We start from the raw sequence: 25,509 nt of genomic DNA on the forward strand, positions 1-25,509 counted from the left end.
AAAACGGAGAAGCGAACGCGTTATTACGTACCCAACCCTCGATTGCGCAAGCGATTGAGCATGATGGCAACGGGAGCGATCCCGGTGGGGGCCAGTCCGATCATTGCGAAGCACCTCGAGTGCGTGACCTCGCTGGGACCCTCCACCCGCGGAATCCATCCGGGACCGTGGCGAATGAAAGCCGCACACGCAGTCCGAATGTACGGGAGCAATCGTCGCCCCGAAACCATCACTCAAACGCTTGGCAAACCGGGGGCGTCCATGTACGCAATGACGGGATGTGGTCGCCACCCTGGGGTGGCCGGCCCGTGGTCCCCGTTTACGTAACTTTCTGCCACAGAACCGTCACCCCGGACACAGCGCAGCGGGCGCCAACGATTTGCCGCCCGCGGTGAAAAAAATTTCGAGGATGGGCTAAAGGTTCTGTGGGGGAGGTCGTTAAGGGTCCTGAGAGCGGGGATCGGCCCGTTCACCAGAACCGCCCGAGGCGGCGAGTACGACTCTACAGGAGAGCGACCATGTCTCAAGTGATCAACACCAACGTTCTTTCGCTGAACGCGCAACGCAACCTCGGGAACTCCCAGGGGGCCCTGGCCCAGAGTCTGGAGCGTCTGTCCTCGGGCCTGCGGATTAACAGTGCCAAGGATGACGCGGCCGGTCTGGCTATTTCCGAGCGTTTCAGCACCCAGATCCGCGGTCTGAACCAGGCCGTGCGCAACTCCAACGACGGCATTTCTTTTGCGCAGACGGCGGAGGGCGCGCTGGGTACTGTGGGCGACGCGTTGCAGCGTGCGCGCGAGCTGGCGGTGCAGGCCGCGAACGATTCGAACTCCGCTTCCGACCGCCAGGCACTGAACGATGAGGTTCAGCAGCTGATGTCGGAGGTTTCGCGCATTGCGAACAGCACCGAGTTCAATGGCGGTCGCGTGCTGGATGGCAGTGTCGAGGACCTGTTCTTCCAGGTGGGGGCGAACCAGGGTCAGACCATCGCGGTGAGCGGCGTGGACTCGCGTACCTCCGAGCTGGGCGTGACCGAAGTGGCGGGTGAAAACGGTCTTACGCAGGAGACGATCAACAATGCGAGTATAACGGGCATCACCAACCTTACGATCGACGGTGCCGATTTTGATCAGATTACGGTCGAGTTCACGGATGTTGACACTCTTGAAGATGCGGTGCGTGCCATCAATAGCCAGATTGCAGATACCGTCGCCACGGGTGACGACAATGCACTGGAAGTGGCGAACGCAAATCTTCAGGCTTCGCTCCGCGTAAACAATGATGGCGAGACGACCATCGCGATTACTTCCGCCTTTGGGACCGAAGGCCTGGAGGTTGACGGGGGCGTAGTTTCTACGGACGCCGACGCTCCGCAGGACAACGTGGATCTAATTGGTACTTCCACGGCTGATGACGTCAACCTGAATGAGATTGACGTGATCACGCGTGAATCGGCTACGCAGGCGATTGGTGCGCTGGATGGTGCGCTGACCCAGGTGAACAGCCTGCGGGCAGAACTGGGTGCGGTGCAGGTTCGATTCGAGTCGACGATCGACAATTTGGGTGTGAGTTCGGAGAACCTGTCGGACGCTCGTTCGCGGATCCGTGATGCGGACTTCGCGGCCGAGACGGCTGAGCTGACCCGCGCCCAGGTGCTGCAGCAGGCGGGTACCTCGGTGCTGTCGCAGGCCAACGCGGTTCCGCAGAACGTGCTGGCCCTGCTGCAGTAAGCTCGATCACTCGGGCTTCTGGTTGAGGGGGGATGGCGAGAGCGCCGTCCTCCCCTTCTGAAGAGGACAGCGATATGAGTGATGGAATCGGCAATTTCACATCACCGCTCGTTGCAGTGAACCCGCGCGGGGGCGAGGGGGCCAAGGTCCCGGGTCTCGGTGCGGGTCTTGTTCGTGGCGAGGTGCGGCCGGAGGCCGTGGCTCGAGCGGACAATCGTTCGGAATCAACGGCTCCAGGTTCCGCCGGCCCGGCGATCGAGGCCATGGATATGGACGAGGTCAATCAGGTGGTGGAGTCGATCAATTCCTACCTTCAATCCACCAAGCGGGCGCTGGAGTTCAGCGTGGACGACAGCAGTGGCCGCACGGTGATCACGGTGATGGACGGAGAACGCGAAGAGGTGATCCGGCAGATCCCGCCGGAGGCCGTGCTGGCCCTGGTGGAACAGTTGCAGAGCGAGCAGGAGCTCGGTGGTACGGGGCTGGCGGACAAGGCCTGAGCCTCACAACCGGGCTTGTGCCCCAGGAACTTAGAGGCAATTTGAGAGGGTCGACCCCATGGGTCGGCCTTTTTTTGTGGTCTCGAGAAAGAACCGCAACGGATTTGAAAAAAATTCCGGTTTGGGGCTAAAGGATGGTGTCTGGGTGTCGTTAACTTTGTTGAAGGCGGGCTGAGTCCGTCGGCTGAACCGCCCGAGGTGGCGAGTACGACTCTACAGGAGAGCGACCATGTCTCAAGTGATTAATACCAACGTTCTTTCCCTGAACGCGCAGCGCAATCTGGGGAACTCCCAGGGTGCGCTGGCCCAGAGTCTGGAGCGTTTGTCCTCGGGCCTACGCATTAACAGCGCCAAGGACGACGCGGCCGGTCTGGCTATTTCCGAGCGTTTCAGCACCCAGATCCGCGGTCTGAACCAGGCCGTGCGCAACTCCAACGACGGCATTTCTTTTGCGCAGACGGCGGAGGGCGCGCTGGGTACTGTGGGCGACGCGTTGCAGCGTGCGCGCGAGCTGGCGGTGCAGGCCGCGAACGATTCGAACTCCGCTTCCGACCGTCAGGCACTGAATGATGAGGTTCAGCAGTTGATGTCGGAGGTGTCGCGCATTGCGAATAGTACCGAGTTCAATGGCGGTCGCGTCCTGGATGGCAGTGTTGAAGACCTGTTCTTCCAGGTGGGGGCCAACCAGGGCCAGACCATTGCGGTCAGTGGCGTGGACTCGCGGACCTCGGAGCTGGGCGTGACCGAGGTAGTTGGGGCCAACGGGCTGAGTCAAGAGGAAATCGGTGAGATTGATACGGATACGGCTTTTTCTGATATCCAGATATCAGGAGATGCATTCGCTGACATCACTGTTGACTTGTCAGGTGCCGAAACTCTGGAGGATGTGGTCCGCCTCGTGAATTCCGAGATCACCGATGTTGTGGCTGGTGGGGACGCCAATGCGTTGGAGGTGGCGAATGCCAACCTACGGGCGGCGCTTCGCGTGGACAACGAGGGCAACACAACCTTGGCCATTACCTCGCAGCTGGGAACTGAAGGTTTAGAGGTAAGTGGGGGCCAGATTACGCTCGAGGACTCAAGTACGGTTGATCTCTTCTCCGAGACAGCAGGCACAGGTGCTGTCACCTCGGAGGACGTCAACCTGAATGGTATTGATGTGATCACGCGTGAATCGGCTACGCAGGCGATTGGTGCGCTGGATGGTGCGCTGACCCAGGTGAACAGCCTGCGGGCAGAACTGGGTGCGGTGCAGGTTCGATTCGAGTCGACGATCGACAATTTGGGTGTGAGTTCGGAGAACCTGTCGGACGCTCGTTCGCGGATCCGTGATGCGGACTTCGCGGCCGAGACGGCTGAGCTGACCCGCGCCCAGGTGCTGCAGCAGGCGGGTACCTCGGTGCTGTCGCAGGCCAACGCGGTTCCGCAGAACGTGCTGGCCCTGCTGCAGTAAGCTCGATCACTCGAGCTTCTGGTTGAGGGAGGATGGCGAGGGCGTCATCCTCCCCTTCTGAAGAGGACAGCGATATGAGTGATGGAATTGGCAATATCACATCACCGCTGGTGGCAGTGAACCCGCGCGGGGGCGAAGGGGCCAAGGCCCCGGGGCCTGGCGTGGGTCTTGTTCGTGGCGAGGTGCGGCCGGAGGCCGTTGCGCGTACGGGCAGTAGTACGGAATCGACGGCTCCAGCTTCCACGGGCCCGGCGATCGAGGCCATGGACATGGACGAGGTCAATCAGGTGGTGGAGTCGATCAATTCCTACCTGCAATCCACCAAGCGGGCGCTGGAGTTCAGTGTGGATGATGCCAGTGGCCGCACGGTGATCACGGTGATGGATGGAGAACGCGAAGAGGTGATCCGGCAGATCCCGCCGGAGGCCGTGCTGGCCCTGGTGGAGCGATTCCAGAGTGATCAGGAGCTGGGCGGTACAGGCCTGGAGGATCAGGCCTGATGCCTTTCGGGACGCGCCGCACCGGTCCGCATGATGGTGCCCAGAAGGGCCGGTCCCGGGTTCGGGGTCGGCCCTTTTTGATTGTGGTGACGGGGGGTTGCCGGACGCACGGCAAGAAACTGCCGGCCGGGTCTAAAGATGCCGGGTCTCCGGCAGATAAAGGTGCATAGAGAGGGCTAATTGGGCCTTCGTTGCCCCAGTTTCGGGGCTTACAGGGAGGGGGTAATGTCCCAGGTTATCAACACCAACGTTTTGTCCCTGAACGCGCAGCGCAATCTGGGGAATTCTCAGGGCGCACTGGCGCAGAGTCTGGAGCGTCTGTCCTCGGGCCTGCGGATCAACAGCGCCAAGAATGACGCGGCCGGTCTGGCCATTTCCGAGCGTTTCAGCACCCAGATTCGCGGTCTGAACCAGGCGGTGCGTAATTCCAATGACGGATTTCGTTCGCGCAGACGGCCGAGGGTGCGCTGAGTACCGTGGGCGATGCGCTGCAGCGTGCACGAGAGTTGGCGGTGCAGGCGGCGAACGATTCCAACTCGGCTTCCGACCGTCAGGCGCTGAACGACGAGGTTCAGCAGCTGATGGCCGAGGTCTCGCGGATCGCCAACAGCACCGAGTTCAACGGTGGCCGTGTGCTGGACGGCAGTGTGGAGGACCTGTTCTTCCAGGTGGGCGCGAACCAGGGCCAGACCATTGCGGTCAGCGGCGTGGACTCGCGGACCTCCCAGCTCGGTACAACCGAGGCGATCTCCGCCGCGCGATTCAGCCAGGAGCAGATCGAAGATGGGTTGACGTTCTCGGGTCCCTTTGACATCACCCTATATGAAGATGGCGTAGCTACGGGCGATGAGGTGACCACAACCTTTTCCGGGGTGACCTCGCTGGAGGAGCTGGTGCGTGGGATCAACAGCGCGATCCAGGATTCGGCGGCCGATAACAGCACCATCGCCGACGCCGGGCTGAGCGCAGCCCTGCGGGTGGCCAACGACGGCAATACCGCGATCGTGATCAACGGGGCCTTTGATGCGGAATTCATCGCGGATGATTGGATTACCGTACGGGATTCGGACGGTGCAACAGTGACCTTCCCCCTCTTTGCTGGCGGGACATCCATGACACAGGTGAACCTGAACGACATCGACGTAATCACTCGCGAGAGCGCGACCCAGGCGCTCGGTGCGCTGGACGGGGCGCTGAGCCAGGTGAGCAGCCTGCGCGCGGAGCTGGGGGCGGTGCAGGTGCGCTTCGAGTCCACGATCGACAACCTGGGTGTGAGTGCCGAGAACCTGTCGGACGCGCGTTCGCGGATCCGCGATGCGGACTTCGCGGTTGAGACGGCGGAGCTGACCCGCGCCCAGGTGCTGCAGCAGGCGGGTACCTCAGTGCTGTCGCAGGCCAATGCGGTGCCGCAGAACGTGCTGGCCCTTTTGCAGTAAGCGGGTCCGCGTCGGCCTTCGAATGAAGCCCGGCCGATTCCCGGGGATCACTTGCGCCGGTCGTGAGTGCCCGCCCGGTCCCGACAGGCCGCATCCCCCGAGGTGCGGCCTTTTTTTGTGTTGCGGCTGCGCAGATTTTTCGCAGTGGGGGATCAAGATTTGCGCTAGGCTGTCGTTATAGAGGTTGTACGTGCACAGAGGCGGTCGAGACGTCGACCTGCGAGGAGCAATACGATGGCAATCAGTGCGATGGGTGTTGGGTCCGGGCTGGATCTGAACCAGATTGTAGGCGACCTGCTGAACGCCGAACGCGTTCCGAAGGAGCAGCGGTTCAACCAGCGCGAGGAGCGCATCGAGGCACAGATTTCGGCCTTCGGGAACCTGCGCAACGGGATCGAACAGCTCCAGGGTTCGCTGCTGTCTCTGTCCGGATTTGAACTGAATCAGACGGCCTCGATCTCCGACGACAGCGTGGCGAACGTGAGTGCCGACGGCACCGCGGCCAATGGCGCGTTCTCACTGCAGGTGAACCAGCTGGCGCAGGCGCAGGCCCTCGCCACTGCCGCAGGGGATTTTGCGGACGGTGATGCCGAAGTCGGGGCCGGGCAGTTGCAGTTGCAGCTGGGGGATCGCAGCCCGGTGACGATCAATGTCGAAGAAGGCGAAACGCTGCGCGATGTACGCGATGCCATTAACGAGGCCGGTGCGGGCGTGCGTGCGTCTATCGTGAACGATGGTAACGGTGCGCGGCTGGTGCTGAATTCCACCGAGACGGGCGCGGACAACACCATCTCGCTGACCGCGACCGAGGACCCGGCCGGCAGCGGTCTGGCGCGACTGGATGGCAGCAACCTGGTCGAGACGCGTGCCGCGCAGAATGCCGAGGCGGTAATCGACGGCGTGACCGTGACCAGCGCCACCAACACCCTGGACGACGCCATTGAAGGCATCACGATCGAGTTGCAGGGCACCTCCACGGCCCCGGCTACAGTCTCGGTGCGGGAAGACCAGAGCGCGCTGCGCGAGGCCCTGCAGGGCTTTGTCGAGCAGTACAACACGCTGGTCGGACAAACCCGAGAACTGACGTCCTACAACGTGGAGGACGACGAGCCGTCGGTGCTGACGGGTGACAGTACCGTGCGCGGTGTGCGCAGCCGCTTGAGTGAGGCCCTGTTGCAGCAGGCCGGAGTGCCGGATTCGGGGGTGCAGACGCTGGCCGAACTGGGGATTGTCTCGAATCGCGACGGGACGCTGAATTTCGACACCAGTCGCTTTAATCAAGCAATGGATAACAACGACTTCGATAGTATTGCCCAGGTCGTGCGTGAAGTCGGTGGACGCATGGAAGAGGTTACCCGGACCTTCGTTGCACCGGACGGCTTGATCGGGAACCGTACCGACGGGTTGCGTAACGACCTGGAACGTATCGAACAGCAGAGAGAGCGGCTGGATGTCCGCCTCGAGCGCATGGAGAGCCGCCTCATCGCACAGTTCTCGCGCATGGATACCGCCGTAGCGCAGATGCAGAGTACGGGCGACTTTCTGACCAACCAGCTGGCGAATATGCCGCTGGCCCAGAACAATTCTCGTCGATAGTCGCGCCGCTGGGGCGAACGGATAACGGAGAGCAACGCATGTACGGACCGGGCATGAATCGAGCGGTGAACCAGTACCGGCAGTCGGGCGCGCTGGCCGAGGCGCAGGTAGCGGACCCGTACCGGCTGATCCAGATGCTTTTCGAGGGCGCACTGGAGCGGATCGCCGTGGCCAAGGGTGCGATGCAGCAGGGTAACGTGGGCCTGAAGGGCGAGAAGATCGGCAAGGCGATCGATATCGTCGAGTCGCTGCGGGCCGTGCTGGACCACAAGCACAATGCCGAACTGGCCGGGAACCTGGATGCCCTGTACGAATACATGAGCCGTCGTCTGCTGGAGGCGAACGCCCAGAATGACCCCGCGGCTCTGGACGAGGTGGCCAAGCTGCTGCGCGAGATCAAGGCGGGCTGGGACGAGATCCCGGCTGACCAGCGCCGGGCAGGCTAGCGGAAGGCCTTGCATGGCTCTTTGCGCGGTTTTTGAGTCCGGCCTTTACCCATGAGCGGTCCCGCCACTTCGAACAGTGGGGCCGGTTCGGAAGCCACGCTCGAAGATGCCGTCGAGGCGATCCGCGCCCACATGGCGCGCGCGGTGGCTGAAGAGGACTGGGAAGAGCTCCAGGAGCTGGATCGGCAGGCGCGCAGCCTGGTTGAACGGGCCTTCGGCCCGGAGCCGGTGCCGCTTCGCGATGACTCCGGGGCGGCATTGCGTGCCGCGCTCGAGGAGCTTGGCCGCTTCTATGAAAGCTCGGTACAGGAGCTGGCCCAGCGCCGCACCGAGGTCGCGCAGCAGATCCGCGAACTGAAATCCGGTCGCAAGGGCACCAACGCCTACGAGACCACCCGCCGATATTCCATGCGCACCGGTCGGGGGCATCCCGAGGGTTAGGGCAGAAGCCTGTTCCGTATCTCCTGTAGGAGCCGAGCCCTCTCGGCGATGCGGCACTGGACAGGCCCGGATCGCCCAGAGGGCTGGGCTCCTACATGTCTACGTGGAGGCCGCGGGTGGGAGGCGGCGGACGGTCTGGATGCTGTTGAGGGCCTGGAGGCGGTCGAAGAGGTTGCTGAGCTCGCCGAGGTCGCTGTATTCCGCCTCCAGTTCCATGCGGACGCTGCGGTCTTCGCGGTTGGTCTGGGTGTTCACGCGCAGGAGGTTGATGCCGCATTCGGAGAAGGCGTTGCCGACCTCGCCAAGCAGGCCGGGGCGGTCATGGGCGTCCACCTCCAGGGTGATGGCCTCGCGTTCCGGTTCTTCGCCCCAGGAGACCGGGATCAGGCGGCCGCGCTTTTCCTCCGGCATGCGCAGGATGTTCACGCAGTCGCTGCGGTGGACGGAGACGCCGGCACCGCGGGTGATGAAGCCGATGACGGGGTCTCCGGGCTGCGGGTTGCAGCAGCGCGCCCGGGTGGTCAGCAGGCCGCCGACGCCGCGGATCTTGATGTCGTCCTCTTTTGCCTCGCCGTCATGGCGCCGCGGGCGCTGGGGCGCGGGCGGCGCGACGGGCTTTTCCCGACCCCGCGTCTCGCGCATCTGCTGGGAGATGCGCCCGGCGATCTGGGCCGTGGTGATGTCGCCGGCACCCAACGCGACCAGCAGCTCGTCGAAGGTCTGGTACTTCATGGCCTCGGCGAGGGCGCCGCGGTCGAGGTCCTGTCCGCAGCCGAGACGCTGGCATTCGCGATCGAACAGGTGCTTGCCGGTGGCCAGGTGTTCGTCCTGGTGCTGCTGGCGGAACCAGGTGCGGACCTTGGAGCGGGCGCGGGCGGTGTTCAGGTAGCCGAGATTGGGGTTCAGCCAGTCGCGGCTGGGGCCGCCCTCGCGAGTGGTCAGGACTTCGACGCGCTCGCCCGACTTCAGCTTGTAGGTGAGCGGCACGATGTGCCCGTCCACCTTGGCGCCACGGCAGCGGTGGCCGACCTCGGTATGGACGGCGTAGGCGAAGTCCAGCGGCGTCGCGCCCAGGGAGAGATCCAGTACTTCGCCCTGGGGGGTAAGCACGAACACGCGCTGGTGCAGGGGTTCGCTCTGGATCTCGTCGAGCAGGTTCTGATCGTTGTTGTCGGCGGCCTCCAGCAGCTGGCGCAGGCTGTTGATGGCGCGGTTGAGAGCCTGGTCCTCGCGCCCGCCTTCCTTGTAGCGCCAGTGGGCGGCGACCCCCAGCTCGGCGAAGTCGTCCATCTCGCGGGTACGGATCTGCACCTCCACCACCTTGCCCTCAGGTCCGACCACGGCCGTGTGCAGTGACTGGTAGCCGTTGTCCTTGGGGTTGGCGATGTAGTCGTCGAATTCGCTGGGCAGGTGGCGCCAGTCGTTGTGGACGATGCCAAGTACGGTGTAGCAGGTGGCCAGCTGGTCGACGATCACGCGGGTGGCGCGCAGATCGTACAACTCGGACAGCGAGGTCCGCTTGCGCTGCATCTTCCTCCAGATGCTGTAGATGTGCTTGGGCCGCCCGAAGACCCGTGCCTCGATGCCTTCGGCGCGCAAGCGGTCCTTAAGAGTCTGCGCAAATGCTTCTACATAGGTCTCTCTTTCCGTGCGGTTTTCTTCCAGGCCTCTGGCGATCTCGCGATAGGTCTCCGGTTCCAGGATGCGCAGGGCGAGGTCTTCCATCTCCCACTTGAGCTGGCCGACGCCCAGGCGGTTGGCCAGGGGCGCGATGACGTCCAGGGTCTCCTGCGCGAGGGCTCGGGCGCTGTCATCCGGCTCGCGTACCAGCAGGCGCAGGTGCTGCACGCGGAACGCCAGTTTGATCAGCACGGCACGCACGTCGTCGACCATCGCCATCAGCATGCGGCGCAGGCGCTCGGCCTGTTCCGGCCGGCCCGCCGGCGCCTCGAAACGGCGCCGCACCAGGGCCGCGACGTTGGTGGTGAGACGCGCGATAGCCGCACCAAAGTCCGTTTCGATCCGGGCCGGGGTGATCCGGGAGGCCAGATAGACGGGTACCAGAAGGGTTGCGATCAGCGTCTGGCGGTCCACGTTGAGGTGGCGCAGGATCTCGGCCACGTCCAGCGGGTGGGATTCGAGCCCGGCGGCCTCGACCGCCTCCAGCGCGAGGTCCAGTGCCTCGGCCAGTTGCTGGCCGGTGGAATCGTCCAGCGGCTGGCTGCCCGCGAAGTGGCGCAGCAGCGCGTCGCGGTCGAGGCCCTGCAGATCCGTATTGGTAAGCAGCGAATGGCGCATGGGGTAGGGTCGTTTCAGCCAGATCGTTCGCGGGCATTGTACCGGTCCGGGCGCACGGGCGAGAGCGCTTCACACACTCGGTGTTTGCCTTGCACAGGGGCGACTGGACGGTCAGGATCGGGATATGGCCAATCTGTTCAAGATCCTGGTGCTCGCAGGGCTCGGATACGCCCTGATGACCGGGTTGATCTTCGTGACCCAGGACCGTCTGGTCTACATGCCTTCCAGCAACCTGACCGGCACGCCGGAACGCATTGGACTGGACTACGAAGACGTCGAACTGGTGACTGCGGACGGGGTGCAGCTGCATGGCTGGTTTGTGCCGTCGCCGCAGGGCGAGGAGTCGCCGGTCTTGCTGTTTCTGCATGGCAATGCCGGCAATATCAGCCACCGACTGCACTCCCTGCAGCTCTTCCATGAACTGGGGCTTGCCGTCCTGATCATCGACTACCGCGGCTATGGCCGCAGCGCGGGCCGCCCGGACGAGGCGGGCACCTACGCGGATGCCCGCGCCGCCTGGGAGTACCTGACGGAAGGGCGCTCGATCGCCCCCGACTCGGTCGCGGTGTTCGGGCGCTCCCTGGGGGCGGCGGTGGCGGCGGATCTGGCCACCGGGGTGGAGCCGGGCGCGGTGATCCTGGAATCGGCCTTTACCTCGGCTGCGGATCTCGGAGCGCGCCACTATCCGTGGCTGCCGGTGCGGGCCCTGTTGCGCCACGAATACGACACCCTGAGCCGCATCGAGGCCATCACCGCGCCGCTGCTGCTGGCCCACAGCGTGGACGACGAGATCGTGCCGTTTGCCCACACCGAACGGCTGTACGCGGCCGCCGGGCAGGCTCGACTGCTGGAAATGGAAGGCGGCCATAACGAGGCCTTTCTGGCCACCGGGGATGCCTACCTCGAAGGCCTGCGGGCATTTCTGACCGAGGCGGGTATCGAGCTTGACGAGCCCTGACGGAAGCCCAGCGACATTCTGGCGGGCCCCGGCCCGCCAGGAGACCGTGTCTCCAGCGCGGGAGATTGGTAGACTGCGCCGCTGTTCTGGCCGGAATGGATGCCGATGGAGAGGCGATGCGCCTCCCGCTCCCACCGAATGATGGAATCCGCTGACAAAGCCCCGCTGACGGTCACCTACCGTCGAGCACAGGATCCGGACGGCGCCTCGGCGTCCGTGGTGATTCGTTTTGGTCGCACCAGTGGTGTCGAGCGCAAGCCCGGACGCCTGGAGATCCACGTGGGGCTGGAGCCGCTGGGCCGCGATACGGACTGGGTGGAGTGCTGGTCGCTGCGGGACGGCGTACGCGGGGAGACAGGGGCAGACGGCTCGTTGACCTACCTGCGCGGCCGCGACTGCCTGGTGGGTTGCTGGCACGCGCCGCTGGATGCCCGCGCGGACCCGGAACCGCTGACGGAACGCGCCTACCGCGAGATCCTGTCCGGTTGTCGGGCGCTGGGCTTTGACCACCTGGTGCGGGTCTGGAACTACCTCCCGGCCATCAATGATCCGGTCGACGGGCAGGAGCGCTATCGCGGGTTCTGCAGCGGGCGTGCGCAGGTCTTCGAGGCCTTGCCGGAGTACGAGCGCATCCTGCCGGCGGCCACGGCGATCGGCACGCACTCCGACGGCCTGCTGATCTACTTCATTGCGACGGGCGAGCCCGCGGCGCGCATCGAGAATCCGCGCCAGGTCAGTGCCTACCGCTACCCCCGGCAGTACGGGCCGCGCAGCCCCTCGTTTGCCCGCGCCAGCCTCTGGCAGCCGGGCCCGCAGGCCGCCGAGCTGTTCATTTCGGGCACGGCCAGCATCGTGGGCCATGAAAGCCGCCATGTAGGGGATCTCGAGGCGCAGATTGACGAGAGCCTGCGCAATATCGGGGCTTTGCTGGAGCAGGCCTCCACCCACCACCCGGTGCGAGCGGAAACGCCGCAGGCGCTCTCGCTGCTCAAGGTCTATCTGCGCCACGCCGAGGATGCGCCCGCCGTGGAGAACCACCTGCGGGCGCGCCTGGGTCACCACATCCCCTGGCTTCTGCTGCATGGCGACATCTGTCGCGAGGAATTGCTGGTGGAGATCGAGGGACAGTACTCGGAGCGCCTGTGCGAGGCGCTCGCAATGCCATGATGAACTGACGCCGGATCGGGTCGGCCGCAGTGTCTGGTCGGCCCCTGGTCCCCTGCCTGGGAGAATACGCAATGCAGCCAACGACCAAGAAGCCGCACCCGGTCCTGAAGGACTACTACGGGGACGAGGGCAGCCGCCGCGCCTACGTCGACGACCTGTTCGACCGGACGGCCCCGTACTATGACCGCATCCTGCGGGTCGGTTTTTTCGGGACGGGGCAGGCCTATCGCCGCTTCGTGCTGAAGAAGTCCGGCCTGAAGGCCGGGATGAACGTCCTGGATGTGGCGACCGGGACGGGGCCGGTCGCGCAGGAGATCCGGAAGGTGGTGGGCGACGACCATCTGACCTGCGTGGATCCGAGCCGGGGGATGATGGACATCGCCCGCACCAAGATGGACGCGACCTTCGTCCAGAGCCTCGGCGAGCAGATGCCGCTGCCGGACCGCCAGTTCGACCGCCTGTACATGGGTTACGGGCTGCGCCATGTGCGGGATCTGCATGAACTGTTCAGCGAGTATTTCCGCGTGCTCAAGCCGGGCGGTCGCTGCACCATCCTGGAGGTCTCGCGGCCACGGACCCGGCGCCAGTTCGCGTTGGCGCGTTTCTATTTCCGGGACTTCGTGCCGTTCGTCGGCAAGGTGTTGACCCGCGATCCCGACGGCCACCTGTTGATGCGCTATTTCTGGGACACCATCGACCAGTGCGTGCCGCCGGAAGAGATCCAGGACACCCTGCGCGCGGTCGGGTTCGAGGACGTGCAGCGGGATGTGCAGTTGGGCGTGTTCAGTGCCTACATGGCGACGCGGCCCGCCGAGTAGAGCGTATACATGGCTCAGTGTTTCGCATGGCGCGGCTGAAGGTGAAGGTCGCTCCGGGCAGCAAGCGCAACGCGGTGGCCGGCTGGATGGGGGAGACCCTCAAGCTGCAGGTCCAGGCGCCGCCGGAGAAGGGGCGCGCCAATGCGGCCGTGATCGAGCTGCTCGCAGCAAAACTGGAATGCCCGAAGTCGGCTGTGCGGGTGGTGGCAGGCGCCAACTCGCGTAACAAGACGTTACTGGTGGAGGGCTGGTCCGAGACCGACTTGCGCTCCGCGCTATCCTGATAACTGATGACTGTGACGGGCCCGTACGGTGCGGGCCCCTGCGAAGGGAACTACGGATGAACCGCCTGACCCTGACCCGACCGGACGACTGGCACCTGCACCTGCGGGATGGCGATGTGCTGGCGTCGGTGCTGCCGGATACCGCGCGCCGCTTCCGGCGCGCGATCATCATGCCCAACCTGAAGCCGCCGGTGACCACGCTGGAGGCCGCGGCGGAGTACCGCGACCGCATCCTGGCGGCGTTGCCGGAGGAGGCCGATTTCGAACCCCTGATGACGCTCTATCTGACCGAGGGCACGACCCCGGGCATGATCGACGCGGCAAAGGCCTCCGGCTTTGTGCACGGGGTGAAGCTGTACCCGGCCGGGGCCACGACCAACGCGGCCAGCGGGGTGACGGATATCCGCCGCTGCTACCCGGTGTTCGAGGCCATGCAGCGGGTGGATCTGCCGCTGTTGATCCACGGCGAGGTGACGGATCCGGACGTGGACATCTTCGATCGCGAGGCGGTGTTCATCGAGCGCCATCTGGAGCCCTTGATCCGGGATTTTCCGGAGCTGCGGGTGGTGCTGGAACACATCACGACCGAGTCGGCCGTACAGTTCATCCAGGACGGGCCCGCCAATGTCGCGTCCACCATCACGCCCCAGCATCTGCTCTACAACCGCAATGCGCTGTTTGCCGGCGGGATGCGCCCGCATCACTTCTGTCTGCCGATCCTCAAGCGCGAACGCCATCGCAAGGCACTGATGGAGGCCGCGACCAGCGGCCATCCGCGCTTTTTCCTGGGCACGGACAGCGCGCCGCATCCGCGCCACGCGAAGGAGTCGGCCTGTGGCTGCGCGGGAATCTATTCCGCGCATGCGGCCATCGAGCTGTATGCGGAGGCCTTTGCCGCCGCGGATGCGCTGGATCGTCTGGAGGGATTCGCCAGCCATTTCGGGCCCGATTTCTACAAACTGCCGCGCAACACCGACACCCTGACGCTGGAACGCTCACCCTGGACCGTGCCCGAGGCAGTACTCTTCGGCCATGACCCGGGTGTACCGCTGCGCGCGGGCGAGACCATTGCCTGGCAGCTGGCCCGGTAATCAGGGGCCGGGCCGTAACCAGGGTGCGATCGGACAACGCGAACCCTGAAGGACGCGCGCGGTCAGCAGGTCAGGCAGCCACCGACAGGACGAGGACCAGGATATGACGGAACCGAATGTGCAACGCGGAACCCTGTGGTTCTGGCTGGCCATCAGCCTGGGGGTGGCGCTGCTGATCATTGCGCTGGGGGTCGGCCTGGAACCGGCCGGGGCGGCCATCCTGCGGGCCCCGCTCAGTTCGCCCGCGGCGGGTGCGCTCGGCTTCGGCCTGCTGATGGTCTGGGCCGCGTACGCCTATGCCCTGTCCGCCGGACGGGCGGCGGGGAGCCAGGAGATGGGGGTCGTGATCCTGAATCTCGGGCTGCCGGTGGCGCTCATCCTGCTGTGGCGCGCGGAGCTCAACGCCCTGGCGTTCTTTGTCGCGATCGGGTGGACGCTGACGCTGGGCGGGATGGCCGTGCGCCTGTTTCGGCGCGAGGCGCTGGCCGGGGTGATGATGCTGCCGATCATCGGGGTAAGCCTGACGGCGATCCTGCTGTCGCTCACGCTCTGGGTGGTGCCGGCCGCGACCGGCGGCGCCTGATCCCGGGCCGCTACCCTCCGGTCGACGGCGCCACCGCACGGCTCGGTGCCGGGATTCCCTGGCAATAGTCGAGAAAGGCGCCGGCCTCCATGGGGCGGGCGAACAGGTAGCCCTGGAAGCGCAGATTGCCGTGCGTGGCCAGCCACTGATGCTGGGCCTCGGTCTCGACCCCCTCCGCGACGACTTCCAGCTCGAACTGCCGGGCGATGTCGCAGATGGTCCGCACCATCGCCTGATCACCGGGGTCGTGGTCGACCTGGCGCACGAAGCTGCGATCGATCTTGAGTTCGTCGAAGGGCAGGCGCTTCAGGTAGCTCAGTGACGAGAACCCGGTGCCGAAGTCGTCCATCGAGAAGCGCAGGCCCATGTCGCGCAGGGCCTGCATGATGTACACGACGCGGTCGGTATCCTCGGCGACGACGTGTTCGGTAATCTCCAGTGTGATGCGATGCGCGTGTTCACGGCCCAGGTGGCGCGCGATCAGCTCCTGCATGCGCTGCACGAAATTCAGGTGCACCAGCTGGCGCGGGCTGATGTTGATCGCGAGCTGTTCCAGGTGGAAGCCGGCGCGATCCCAGTCGCGCAGGGTCTGGAAGGCCCGAGCGATCACGGTGTCGCCCAGTTCGCTGATGAAGCCGGTCTGCTCGGCGATCGGGATGAATTCCGCGGGGGAAACCGGGCCCAGTTCGGCGCTGTTCCAGCGGATCAGGCTTTCGGCGCTGCGGATGCGGCCGTCGCGGTCGAGCTGCGGCTGGAAGAGCACCTCGATCTCCCGGTTCTGCAGCGCGAAATGCAGGCAGCGCTCGATCTGCAGGTGCCGTTCCACCGCTTGCGACAGTTCGTCGCTGAACACCACCACGCCGTCGCGCCCGCGGTCCTTCACCTCGTACATGGCGATGTCGGCCTCGCGGACCAGCTGGTGCGAGTCGATCCCCGGGTGCGGCTCGATCAGGCGGATGCCGATACTGGCACTGACATGCAGGTGATGATTGCGGATGATGTAGGGCGTCTTGACCACCCGCAGCAGCGAGTGCGCCAGGCGCCGGGCCGCCCGTTCGCAGGTATGCCGGTCTTCCTTTCCGGGGGCGACGATCACGAACTCGTCGCCGCCCAGACGGGCGAGATGGTGGCCCGGCGGCAGGGTGTTGGCGAAGTCGCGGGTGACGGCTTTCAGCAACTCGTCGCCGATGTCGTGGCCCAGAAGGTCGTTGACCGTCTTGAAATGATCCAGGTCGATCAGCAGCAGAAACGAATGCTGGCGATGATGCTGCAGCACCTCGAGGCTCTGCTCGAGGTGCTCGATGAAGGCGGCGCGGTTGTTGAGCCCGGTGAGGGCGTCGTGCGAGGCCTGATACAGGCTGTCGCGCAGAAGCCCGAAGCTGCTGCTGGCGGCGTAGTACAGCACCAGGGCCAGGGTCGCGGAGAAGGCGGCCAGCACGTAGCCATACCAGTCACCGATCAGCAGGAAGTAGCCGGCCAGCGGCACCATCATGGCCGGGATCAACGGGCGGAAGACCCACGGGGCTGGGTAGAGCAGGGCCGCGACGACCGTGGTGGCGCCGATCTGCGTGAAGATGGCGATGTAGTGCAGGTTCTGGGCGTCGAGGCGCACGAAGACCAGAAAGATCCAGGTCCACAGCGCCAGGTAGAGATAAAGAAAGAGCGTCAGCCGCAGGCGCCAGCGGCTGCGCTGCTCCGGTGACAGCGGCGATCGGTGGTACCGCCAGAAAAGCTGGACTCCCCAGAGCGAGGCGGCAAACATCACTGCGTACCAGGAGGCGGCCGCGACAAGCGCATCGTGCAGGGCGCCCAGCAGGATATACCCGAGCCCGGGCAGCAGCGATAATGCCACCAGCACCGGGATCTGCCGAGTCAGGTAGGTGTCGAACCGCGGGTCCGCGCGCAGGGCCTCGCGGGCCGGCGCGAGGGAACGCACGGCGGACGCCGACGGGTTTTCTCGCGAAGTGGCTGCCATCGGGGTCCGTGCGCTGGTCGTGTTGTGCGGGTGCGGCGGACCTTACGGTAAACCCGTTCGGTCCTCAACAGGGCGGGTTCGGCCGGCATAACGGATGCGGTTGACGCGGCGAGCGATGCTGCTTAATGAGGCACAAATCGAGGCGAAACTGGCGGATGCGGCGCGTCGCGGGGCGTTCGACGACCTCCCGGGGGCTGGCCGGCCGCTGGAGCTGGACGATGACCGCGCGGTGCCGGAAGAGCTGCGCATGGCCTATCGCGTGCTGAAGAATGCCGGCTATGTGCCGGAGGCGGTGCGGATCCGGGGCGAGATCGCATCGGCGGAGGCCCTGCTGCAGGCGGCGGATGACGAGGCCTCCCGGCAGCACGCCGCGCGGCGCCTGCGGCTCCTGCTGGACCGGCTGAACCAGAGCGGCGAAGGCCGGGCGATGTTGTCGGAGTCCGGCTATTTTCGCCAGCTGTGCGAGCGCATGGACGGGCTGACCCGATGACCGAGCGCTGCGGTCCCACGAGGGGGCTTGCACGAGGGCGCGGGGCGACTCTGGACCCGCATGCCCGCTTCGAGGCCACCCAGAGAGAACCCTTCGATGATGGCTGGGAAGGCGATGGCGAGGCGCCGCCGCCCCTGCGTACGGAGGTGACCGTCGAGCATCCACGCCGCGTGCTGTCGTGGAACCAGTCGCCGGATGTGCCCTTCGAGCTTTCGCTGAACCCGTATCGGGGCTGTGAACACGGCTGTGCCTACTGCTTCGCCCGCCCGGCGCATGCCTACGTCGGGTTGTCCCCTGGCCTCGACTTCGAGAGCCGGCTGTTTGCCAAGGTGGGCGCGGCCGAATGCCTGCGGCGCGAGCTGGCCCGCCCGTCCCATCGGGTGACGCCACTTGCGCTGGGTATCAACACCGATGCCTATCAGCCCGTGGAACGGGATTGGCGGATTACGCGGCAGCTGCTGGAGGTCCTGGCGGAGACCGGGCATCCGGTGTCGATCGTGACCAAGTCGGCCCTGGTGGAGCGCGATCTGGATCTGCTGGGCCCGATGGCCGAGCGCGGGCTGGTCCAGGTCGCCGTATCGGTGACGACGCTGGACCGCAACCTGTCGCGGCACCTGGAGCCGCGCGCCGCGGCTCCGCAACGGCGTTTTCAGACTATCAAGCGGTTGAGCGCGGCGGGTGTGCCCGTGAGCCTTCTGGTGGCACCCCTGATCCCGGTGCTGACGGACGGCGAGCTGGAGTCCCTGCTGGAGGCTGGGGCCGCCGCCGGGGCGGTGGCCGCCGGATATGTGCTACTGCGTCTTCCACGCCAGGTGGCGCCGCTGTTCGAGGACTGGTTGCGCCATCACCACCCGCTCAAGGCAGACCATGTGCTGCAGCGCCTGCGTGAGGCCCATGGTGGCAAGCTGTATGACGCGACCTTCGGGCACCGCATGCGCGGGGCGGGGGCGTATGCCGAGCTGCTGCGCCAGCGCTTCCGGCTGGCCCGGCGGCGGGCGGGCCTGGGTGGCCGCCTGCTGGAGCTGGACTGCAGCCAGTTCGTGCCGCCGGCGCGCCCGCGGCAGAGACGCGAGGAGGGGCAGCTGGACCTTTTCTGACCGGAGAACGCGCGTCGCCGGCTCCCGGGCGTCCGTTTCTGGTTTACAGTGAGGCGGTGCATGGCAAGGACGGGATGATGGCGGAGACCTCGACAACGCGAACCGATCCCGCGACCTGGTGGGGGCGCCGGCCGCTGGCCTCGGGCGCGCACGGTCGCTGGTCCATCGGTCCGCTGGACCTGTGGCTCCTGCATGGGGCGCAGGAATGGCAGATGGTGCTGGAACGACCGCGCGACGCGGCGGACGCGACCCTGGCGATCGACGTCCCCTGCAGTGAACCCTTTCCCGCCGGTGCCCGGGACCTGCTGCGGTTTGCCGGGGCCCCGGCCGATGCCGAGCCGGAGCTGCGCGTGGCCCTGGCCGATCGTCCGATGGTGAGCCGCCCGCAGAATCCGTTCTACGTGCCGGCCCATGGGCAGGTCACCCTGTACCTCAGTTCGCCGGCCTGGGTGCAGCTGCACCTGGGGGCGGCGCGGGTGCAGGAATTCCCGGTGTATACGCCTTCCGATACCTGGTTCGGCCCCAACACCGTGAATGGCGAGCTGTGCTACGCGACCCGGACCCAGGCGCGCCTGGACCTGGCGGATGTGCCGGAACGGCCGCATCGTGTGGTGACGCCGCTGACCATCGCCAACAAGGCGGACGATGCCCTGTTCCTGGAGCGCGTGAACCTGCCGGTGCCGCGACTGCCGGTGTATGCCGATCGCCACCATCGGCTGTGGACCCCGGCCGTGCGCATGGAGCGCGAGGAGGACCGTGACATGGCGGCGATGAAGATCGACCCGGGGCCGCCCGGGGCCGCGACGGAGGCGCAGCGTATCGCCGAGCCCCGCGAGGCCGGCGGACGGCATTTGATGGTGCGGGCGTTCAGCGCCCTGTTTCAGTAGGGGGCGACGCACACGATGAACGAATGGCTACAGGCCGCGCAGGCCTTCGTCACCAGCGAGGCGTTCCTCGCGGCCGTCCGCGCGGCGGTTTATCTGCTGGTGGGTCTGCTGGTCGCGCGTCTGGTGTCGCGCGGGCTGGCGCGGGTGCTGGAAGACAAGCTCGATGCCCAGCAGGTGATGCTGACCCGGCGCATCAGCTTCTATGTAATCGTGCTCCTGGTGCTGGCCTCGGCCCTGCGCGAGCTGGGCTTCGACCTCACCGTGCTGCTGGGTGCGGCCGGGATCCTCACGGTGGCGCTGGGCTTTGCCTCGCAGACCTCCGCCTCCAACCTGATCTCCGGGCTGTTCCTGATCGGTGAGCGGCCGTTCTCTGTCGGGGATGTGATCAAGGTGGGGGATGCCACCGGAGAGGTACTGTCCATCGATCCGCTGTCGGTGAAGCTGCGGACCTTCGACAACCTGATGGTCCGGGTGCCCAACGAGAGCCTGGTGAAGTCCCAGCTGACCAACCTCAGTCGGTTCCCGATCCGTCGGCTCGACATGCAGATCGGGGTCGCCTATCACACCGATCTCAAGCAGTTGCGCGATGTGCTGATGGGGGTCGCCGAGGGCAACCCGGTCTGTCTGGAGGAGCCCAAGCCGTTGTTCATCTTCCTCGAGTACGGCGACTCCGCGTTGAAGATCCAGCTCTCGGTCTGGGCGCGGCGGGAGAAATTCCTGGACCTGCGTAACTCCATGCACGAGGGGGTGAAGGCGGCACTGGACGAGGCCGGTATCGACATCCCGTTCCCGCAGAGGACCCTGGGCAGCCTGGGCGGGCCGTTGCCGGTACGGATTGTCGACAACGTGTCGGCGGCCGAGGCGGAGGCCGCCGTGCCTGCGGAACCGGACGCCCGCGACTGAGTGGCCGCAGTCACCGACTAGTCCAGGTACAGGTCGGCCCAGACCGGATCGTGATCCGAGGCGCGCCAGGGCCCGTCGGCCGGGGCGCGGCCATCAAATCCGAGGAATTCCGGTTCGTCGGCGTTGACCGCCCAGGTGGCGCCGTCCCGGACTCGTTCACGCAGCGTGTCGGGCCCCAGCAGGTAGTCCAGCTGCCCGGCCTGGCCGCGAAAGACGTAGGTATGGGCGGTACTTGGGTCGTCGTGCACGAGATCGTGTTTTCCTGCGGCATGGAGGACGTGCAGGGGGTCCTCGGCGGCATAGGCGTTGAGATCGCCCAGGACCACGACGGGAGCATCCGCGAACTCGCCGGTTTGCTGTTCGCGTATCCAGGCGACGAGGCGTTCGGCCTGCGCGGTACGGCGCTGGTTCCAGCAGCCCTGGCCACGGTCGATATCGCCGCTGTCGGGGCAGCCGCTCTTGGCCTTGAAATGTACGACCACGGCACCGAGATGTTCGCCGGTAGCGCCCGCTTCGAACCAGCCCAGCAGCGGGGGGCGGTGGTGGACGGTATCGCGGTCGGCGGCCGTGTCGACCAAACGCAGCCGTTCCGGTCGGTAGAGCAGGCCGACCTTGATCGCGTCGTCCCCCGGTGCCGGGTGAACGATGGCCGCATATTCGCCACGCTCCCCGGGGCGGGCGTTCAGGCGCGCCACCAGGGTCTCGCGCGCAGCCGCGGCGTTTTCCAGTTCGACCGCGCCCAGCAGGTCCGCATCCAGGCCCTGCAGCAGGGCATCCAGCTTGGCGGTCTGGCGTTGGCGCTCGGCCGGGGTCTGCGCACCACGCTCGCCCAGCGTGACGAAGTCATTCTCCATGTTCGCGGTGGCAATGCGCAGGTCACCCGCATCCGCGGTTGGCACCGGGTCGGGACGCTGGCCGCCGGTCCAGTCTACGGGCTCGGTGGGGTGGATCCGGTACGCGCCGAAGGCGTGGGTGAGGATACCGGTGAGGCCTTCCACCGAGCTTCCCGCGCGGCGGGTCCCCTGGTCGTCGAGGTACGGGATCGGGTCGGGGTTCGCGCGATAGCTCCCGTCGTCCAGTTCGATCCGCCGATCTATGTCCTGGCGCCCCGGGCTGTCCGCGGGGGCGGTCTGGCCCGGGTGCGCCAGGCGCCCGTCGGCGACCAGCGTCATGCTTCCGTAGCGGCCGAGGTCCCGGTTGTCGGTGACCGTCAGGCGCTGCGGGAAACGGACCGGCTGGTCGATAAAGTCGCCCAGCCGGTCGGCTGCGTCGGGCAGGCGCAGGTCGACGGGGGCGGGCGGTTCGCCGTCGGCGCAGGTCACCACCGCGTCCAGTTGCGAGAGTTGGGGGCGGCCTCGATGGCGGGTGAAGGCGCCGTGCACCTGCAGGCGCTGCCCGGCCGCGACCGGGTCCCTTCGTGGGGCGTAGACGAACAGGCCCGTGGCCCCGGTGGCCGAGCCCTGTTGCAGGTAGAAGCCCCCCAGCTGGTCCGTGTCCATGAAGACGCCGGTTACGGTGCCTTCCGCGACCACCTCCGTTCCTTCGGGGAGGGTCCCCGCGCGCAGTTCGGCGAGGGGGGTGGGTGTGGTCCCGGGATCGGGACAGGCCTGGCGTGCGTCGGCGCTCGCGAGCGCCAGCAGGCACGGAACGGCCACGGCCAGCCAGCGGGCGCCGGTGTGCGCGTGCAGGGCGGTTCGTTTTCGGGGTGCCGGGTCGGGCCGTTCCATGGCCGAAGGATACCGGGGTTCAGGCGCTCTTGCCGGGATGCAGGAGCTCGTAGAGGTAGTCGGGCGCCTGGGTCACATCGGCAATGGTGTAGCGGTCGAGCACGGCGAGGAAGGCGTCGCGTGCGTCGTTGAGAACACCGCGCAACTGGCAGGCGGGCAGGATCGGGCAGACGGGGTTCTCGCAGTCCACCACGTTCAGGTTCGGCTCCATGTCGCGGATTACGCTGCCGACGTTGATCTCCGCGGGTTCGCAGGCGAGCGAGATCCCGCCCCCCTTGCCGCGCCGGGTGATGATGTAGCCCTTCTGGCCGAGCTGGTGCACGATCTTGACCAGGTGGTTGCGGGGGATGGCGAACTGCTCGGAGATGTCGCTGACGGTTACGCGCTGCTCGCGCGGCTGCACGGTGAGGTACATCAGGACGCGAAGGGAAAAATCGGTATAGCGGGTGAGCTGCATAGGAGGGTTTCGTCGGTTCGCGGTGATCGAGGATATGCTTGAACGTATATTTCAGAGAACCTTAATCGGTCCGGACCTGCGTCACAAGCGCATGCGTTGCGGGCACGTGAAGCACAGGTGCGCCACGGCCTATAGTTTCGGGCCGGTGGGTCGTTACAGCGATAACAAAATCCGGAGTGTACCGGCATCAGGGGGCGGCAATGGAGCAGGAGAGTGGGTGGCTGAGTCGCCTTTCGCTGGCGGGACGTTTCTCGCTCGCATTGAGTGCGATTGTCGGGGTGTTCTTCCTGATCGCCGCCGCGGCGGTGTTCTGGCATACGGCCACGCTGAAGGGCGGGATGGAGGCCACCCTGGAGCAGGTCATGCAGGAGCACGCGACCACGCCGGCCCTGGAGGCCGAAGTGGCCGCTGCGGTGGACCGGCTGCTGGATGTCGCGGCCTGGCAGGTCAACGCGATGATGCTGGGCGTGGCGATTGGCGTGATCGTGGTGGTGTACTTCCTGTTCGTGTTCATGATCCGTCGCCGCCTGGCTGGACTGGCCGGGCGCTTCCGTGCGGTCTCGGAGGGTGAGGGGGACCTGCGCCAGCGCATCGAGGCCCCGCGCAACGACGGCATCGACCGCCTGGCTCGTCTGTTCAACGCCTTCATCGAGCGTCTGCAGCGCATGGTCTCCGAGATGGTGGAGCATGCACGGGAGCTGGGGGAGTCGGTTGGCACCCTGCACCGCGTGGCGGAGGAGACGAATCAGGAGGTGCAGCAGCAACAGGCGCGGCTGGGCCAGGTGGCGACGGCCATGAACCAGATGACGGCCTCGGCCGAGGAGATCGCCCGCAACGCGCGCACGGCCTCCGAGGCGGCCGACCAGGCCGAGACCGAGACCCGGACCGGCTCCGGCGTGGTCGACACAACCGTGCGCACCATGCGCGAGCTGGCGAGCGAGATCGGCACCGCCAACGAACAGGTGGCGCGTCTTCAGGCCGAGTCGGACCAGATCGGGTCGGTTCTCGATGTGATACGCGGGATCGCCGAGCAGACCAACCTGCTGGCACTGAATGCGGCCATCGAGGCGGCCCGCGCGGGCGAGCAGGGTCGGGGGTTTGCCGTGGTCGCCGACGAGGTCCGGACGCTCGCGACCCGGACGCAGGAGTCCACGACCGAGATCCAGGCCATGATCGAGCGGCTGCAGGCGGGTGCGCGCTCGGCGGCCGGTGCGATGGAGCGCAGTCGGGAGAAGGGCGAGACCGGCGTGGACGAGGCCGCCGGTGCCGGCGAGGCCCTGCAGTCGATCCGCTCGGCGGTCGAGCGGATCCGGCATCTCAACAACGAGATCTCCGGTGCCGTGTCACAGCAGGCGGAGGTCGCGCGCGAGGTCGATGGCACCCTCACGGAGGTCAGTCAGGGGGCCCAGGTGACAGCGGCCAATGCCGAGGCCACCGCCAGCGAGACCGATGCCCTGGTGGCGCGCATCGAGCAGTTGCGAAGTCTGACGACCCAGTTCCGAGTCTAGTAGCCAGTCGGATTTGGGACTGATCTGCTGCGCGCGCAGGAGAACGGCCCCTTTTTCCGCTCTCTCTCGTTACATAGTGCCCACTATGCGCCTCGAGAGACCGAAAAAATGGGCTCGCTCTCCCGCCACGCTCGCGACGATCGCCCAAATCCGACAGGCTCCTGGCCGGGCTTTTGCCGGCGGTGCGACGCCGGTACCGACGCCGGGTAGGTGGTTTGCGTATACTGCGGCCCGCCTCGGGATCACGGAGCCGCACCTGTCATGACAGTCTGGGTCGCCACCCTGCTCGGGATCGTGCAGGGCATCTTCATGTTCTTGCCGGTCAGCTCGACCGCCCACCTGGTTCTGACCCAGCACTGGCTGATTCGTCAGGGCGAGCCACTGCCGCCCCCGGAAAGCCCTGAGATGATCCTGTTCGATCTGGTGGTGCACGTCGGCACGCTGGTATCGATTGTCTTTGTCTTCCGCAAGAGCCTGCTGCGGCTGAGTGGCGGGATCGCCCGCGAGAGCTGGCAGTGGGCCTCCGTCCGGGGCTCCGCGGGGCGCGAGATGCTGTTCCTGCGCCTGGCGCTGCTGTGCGGGTTGTCGGTGTTCGCGACCGCCGTCGTGGGTTTTACCCTGAAGGCCGGGTTCGAGCAGGTGTTTGCCCACCCGACGCTGATCGCCGGGACGCTCAGCCTCACCGGCGTGCTGCTGTGGTGGACGGACCGGTTGCAGCGGCGCCCGCTGGGCCTGCGCCAGTTGAGCCCGAAGATCGCGGCGATCATCGGCGTGGCGCAGGGTTTCGCGCTGATTCCCGGGCTCTCGCGCAGCGGAATGACGATCGTCTTCGCGCTGTTCACCGGGCTCAAGCGGCGCTGGGCGGCGGAGTACAGCTTTTTCCTCGCGATCCCCACGATCCTGGCGGCGACCGCCGTGCAGTCGCTGGACGTCCTGAACGGCAACGGCCTTGGGGACCTGAACTGGACGGCCCTGGCGGTGGGCTTTGTGGTATCCGCGCTGGTCGGGATCGTGTCGCTGAAGATGGTGCTGTTCTTCCTGTACCGCGCCAACCTGAAGGTCTTCTCCTTCTACCTCTGGGCGCTGGCGTTACTGGTCCTGTTCGGCTTCCTCGACGTGGACATCATGTACGGCCATTGATCCCGGTACGCGAGCGGTCCGGCC

Annotated in this window: 23 protein-coding genes and 1 pseudogene; 20 read left to right on the forward strand and 4 right to left on the reverse strand. The window is 66.1% G+C overall.

The genetic code is table 11. The annotated features are described in order from the left end of the window. Positions 1 to 518: 518 nt before the first annotated feature. From F627_RS0105425 to F627_RS0105460, 8 genes and pseudogenes are all read left to right on the forward strand, one after another. Positions 519 to 1,730, forward strand: coding sequence for a flagellin (locus tag F627_RS0105425; RefSeq protein ID WP_019583501.1), 1,212 nt, complete (start codon positions 519 to 521; stop codon positions 1,728 to 1,730). 74 nt (positions 1,731 to 1,804) lie between these two features. Continuing rightward, complete coding sequence (locus tag F627_RS17275) at positions 1,805 to 2,230, forward strand: flagellar protein FlaG (RefSeq protein WP_255349515.1); 426 nt, start codon at positions 1,805 to 1,807, stop codon at positions 2,228 to 2,230. A 229-nt stretch (positions 2,231 to 2,459) separates the two neighbouring features. Further along, the gene (locus F627_RS0105435; protein WP_019583503.1) at positions 2,460 to 3,683 is read left to right on the forward strand and encodes a flagellin; all 1,224 of its coding nucleotides are present in this window, start codon (positions 2,460 to 2,462) and stop codon (positions 3,681 to 3,683) included. A 74-nt stretch (positions 3,684 to 3,757) separates the two neighbouring features. Next, positions 3,758 to 4,183, forward strand: coding sequence for a flagellar protein FlaG (locus F627_RS17280; protein WP_255349516.1), 426 nt, complete (start codon positions 3,758 to 3,760; stop codon positions 4,181 to 4,183). Between the two features lie 225 nt (positions 4,184 to 4,408). Next, positions 4,409 to 5,619: pseudogene (locus F627_RS15565) on the forward strand (flagellin). A gap of 234 nt (positions 5,620 to 5,853) precedes the next feature. Then, positions 5,854 to 7,215 carry a flagellar filament capping protein FliD gene (gene fliD, locus F627_RS0105450; protein ID WP_019583506.1) on the forward strand — a complete coding sequence of 454 codons (1,362 nt, stop codon included), beginning with the start codon at positions 5,854 to 5,856 and terminating at the stop codon, positions 7,213 to 7,215. Between the two features lie 38 nt (positions 7,216 to 7,253). Beyond that, on the forward strand, positions 7,254 to 7,661 hold the full coding sequence (gene fliS / locus F627_RS0105455) for a flagellar export chaperone FliS (RefSeq protein WP_018866376.1): 408 nt from the start codon (positions 7,254 to 7,256) through the stop codon (positions 7,659 to 7,661). A gap of 51 nt (positions 7,662 to 7,712) precedes the next feature. Next, the gene (locus F627_RS0105460) at positions 7,713 to 8,102 is read left to right on the forward strand and encodes a flagellar protein FliT (RefSeq protein WP_019583507.1); all 390 of its coding nucleotides are present in this window, start codon (positions 7,713 to 7,715) and stop codon (positions 8,100 to 8,102) included. Between the two features lie 99 nt (positions 8,103 to 8,201). On the opposite strand, the gene F627_RS0105465 is transcribed toward F627_RS0105460, so the two are convergent. Then, the gene (locus F627_RS0105465; RefSeq protein WP_019583508.1) at positions 8,202 to 10,400 is read right to left on the reverse strand and encodes a bifunctional (p)ppGpp synthetase/guanosine-3',5'-bis(diphosphate) 3'-pyrophosphohydrolase; all 2,199 of its coding nucleotides are present in this window, start codon (positions 10,398 to 10,400) and stop codon (positions 8,202 to 8,204) included. Between the two features lie 124 nt (positions 10,401 to 10,524). Here F627_RS0105465 and F627_RS0105470 point away from each other — a divergent pair, with 124 nt between their 5' ends. From F627_RS0105470 to F627_RS0105495, 6 genes are all read left to right on the forward strand, one after another. Then, positions 10,525 to 11,358: an alpha/beta hydrolase gene (locus tag F627_RS0105470; protein ID WP_019583509.1), complete on the forward strand. Its 834-nt coding sequence runs from the start codon at positions 10,525 to 10,527 to the stop codon at positions 11,356 to 11,358. Positions 11,359 to 11,496: 138 nt separating this feature from the next. Further along, positions 11,497 to 12,525 (forward strand): hypothetical protein, encoded by a 1,029-nt coding sequence (locus F627_RS0105475; protein ID WP_018875522.1) that lies wholly within the window; start codon positions 11,497 to 11,499, stop codon positions 12,523 to 12,525. 71 nt (positions 12,526 to 12,596) lie between these two features. Next, on the forward strand, positions 12,597 to 13,343 hold the full coding sequence (locus tag F627_RS0105480) for a class I SAM-dependent methyltransferase (protein WP_018866371.1): 747 nt from the start codon (positions 12,597 to 12,599) through the stop codon (positions 13,341 to 13,343). A gap of 26 nt (positions 13,344 to 13,369) precedes the next feature. Then, the gene (locus tag F627_RS0105485; RefSeq protein WP_019583510.1) at positions 13,370 to 13,627 is read left to right on the forward strand and encodes a DUF167 domain-containing protein; all 258 of its coding nucleotides are present in this window, start codon (positions 13,370 to 13,372) and stop codon (positions 13,625 to 13,627) included. A gap of 56 nt (positions 13,628 to 13,683) precedes the next feature. Beyond that, positions 13,684 to 14,718 (forward strand): dihydroorotase, encoded by a 1,035-nt coding sequence (gene pyrC, locus F627_RS0105490; RefSeq protein ID WP_018875520.1) that lies wholly within the window; start codon positions 13,684 to 13,686, stop codon positions 14,716 to 14,718. 103 nt (positions 14,719 to 14,821) lie between these two features. Further along, on the forward strand, positions 14,822 to 15,301 hold the full coding sequence (locus F627_RS0105495; protein ID WP_018866368.1) for a hypothetical protein: 480 nt from the start codon (positions 14,822 to 14,824) through the stop codon (positions 15,299 to 15,301). A gap of 10 nt (positions 15,302 to 15,311) precedes the next feature. Here the strand turns inward: F627_RS0105495 and F627_RS0105500 are convergent, their stop codons facing one another. Next, positions 15,312 to 17,276, reverse strand: coding sequence for a bifunctional diguanylate cyclase/phosphodiesterase (locus F627_RS0105500; RefSeq protein ID WP_026332041.1), 1,965 nt, complete (start codon positions 17,274 to 17,276; stop codon positions 15,312 to 15,314). A 115-nt stretch (positions 17,277 to 17,391) separates the two neighbouring features. Here F627_RS0105500 and F627_RS0105505 point away from each other — a divergent pair, with 115 nt between their 5' ends. The 4 genes from F627_RS0105505 to F627_RS0105520 all read left to right on the forward strand — a co-directional run bounded on the left by F627_RS0105505 (position 17,392) and on the right by F627_RS0105520 (position 20,653). Further along, the gene (locus F627_RS0105505) at positions 17,392 to 17,766 is read left to right on the forward strand and encodes a DUF1992 domain-containing protein (RefSeq protein ID WP_019583512.1); all 375 of its coding nucleotides are present in this window, start codon (positions 17,392 to 17,394) and stop codon (positions 17,764 to 17,766) included. Next, positions 17,763 to 18,863, forward strand: coding sequence for a PA0069 family radical SAM protein (locus F627_RS0105510; protein ID WP_019583513.1), 1,101 nt, complete (start codon positions 17,763 to 17,765; stop codon positions 18,861 to 18,863). The genes F627_RS0105505 and F627_RS0105510 overlap by 4 nt, the downstream gene beginning before the upstream one ends. Before the next feature lie 77 nt (positions 18,864 to 18,940). Next, on the forward strand, positions 18,941 to 19,750 hold the full coding sequence (locus F627_RS0105515; protein ID WP_019583514.1) for a hypothetical protein: 810 nt from the start codon (positions 18,941 to 18,943) through the stop codon (positions 19,748 to 19,750). Positions 19,751 to 19,765: 15 nt separating this feature from the next. Further along, positions 19,766 to 20,653 carry a mechanosensitive ion channel family protein gene (locus tag F627_RS0105520; RefSeq protein WP_018866363.1) on the forward strand — a complete coding sequence of 296 codons (888 nt, stop codon included), beginning with the start codon at positions 19,766 to 19,768 and terminating at the stop codon, positions 20,651 to 20,653. Positions 20,654 to 20,670: 17 nt separating this feature from the next. On the opposite strand, the gene F627_RS0105525 is transcribed toward F627_RS0105520, so the two are convergent. Beyond that, positions 20,671 to 22,380 (reverse strand): ExeM/NucH family extracellular endonuclease, encoded by a 1,710-nt coding sequence (locus F627_RS0105525; RefSeq protein ID WP_019583515.1) that lies wholly within the window; start codon positions 22,378 to 22,380, stop codon positions 20,671 to 20,673. A 19-nt stretch (positions 22,381 to 22,399) separates the two neighbouring features. Continuing rightward, positions 22,400 to 22,837: an Rrf2 family transcriptional regulator gene (locus tag F627_RS0105530; RefSeq protein WP_018875514.1), complete on the reverse strand. Its 438-nt coding sequence runs from the start codon at positions 22,835 to 22,837 to the stop codon at positions 22,400 to 22,402. Between the two features lie 200 nt (positions 22,838 to 23,037). On the opposite strand from F627_RS0105530, the gene F627_RS0105535 reads away from it, so the two are divergent. Continuing rightward, a complete protein-coding gene (locus F627_RS0105535) occupies positions 23,038 to 24,345 on the forward strand; it encodes a methyl-accepting chemotaxis protein (protein WP_019583516.1) in 1,308 nt (435 codons plus the stop codon). 261 nt (positions 24,346 to 24,606) lie between these two features. After that, entirely contained in the window at positions 24,607 to 25,485 is an 879-nt protein-coding gene (locus tag F627_RS0105540) for an undecaprenyl-diphosphate phosphatase (RefSeq protein ID WP_019583517.1), read from the forward strand. Positions 25,486 to 25,509: the final 24 nt, after the last annotated feature.

It is taken from the genome of Thioalkalivibrio sp. ALE16, assembly GCF_000381305.1.
Taxonomy (GTDB): domain Bacteria; phylum Pseudomonadota; class Gammaproteobacteria; order Ectothiorhodospirales; family Ectothiorhodospiraceae; genus Thioalkalivibrio.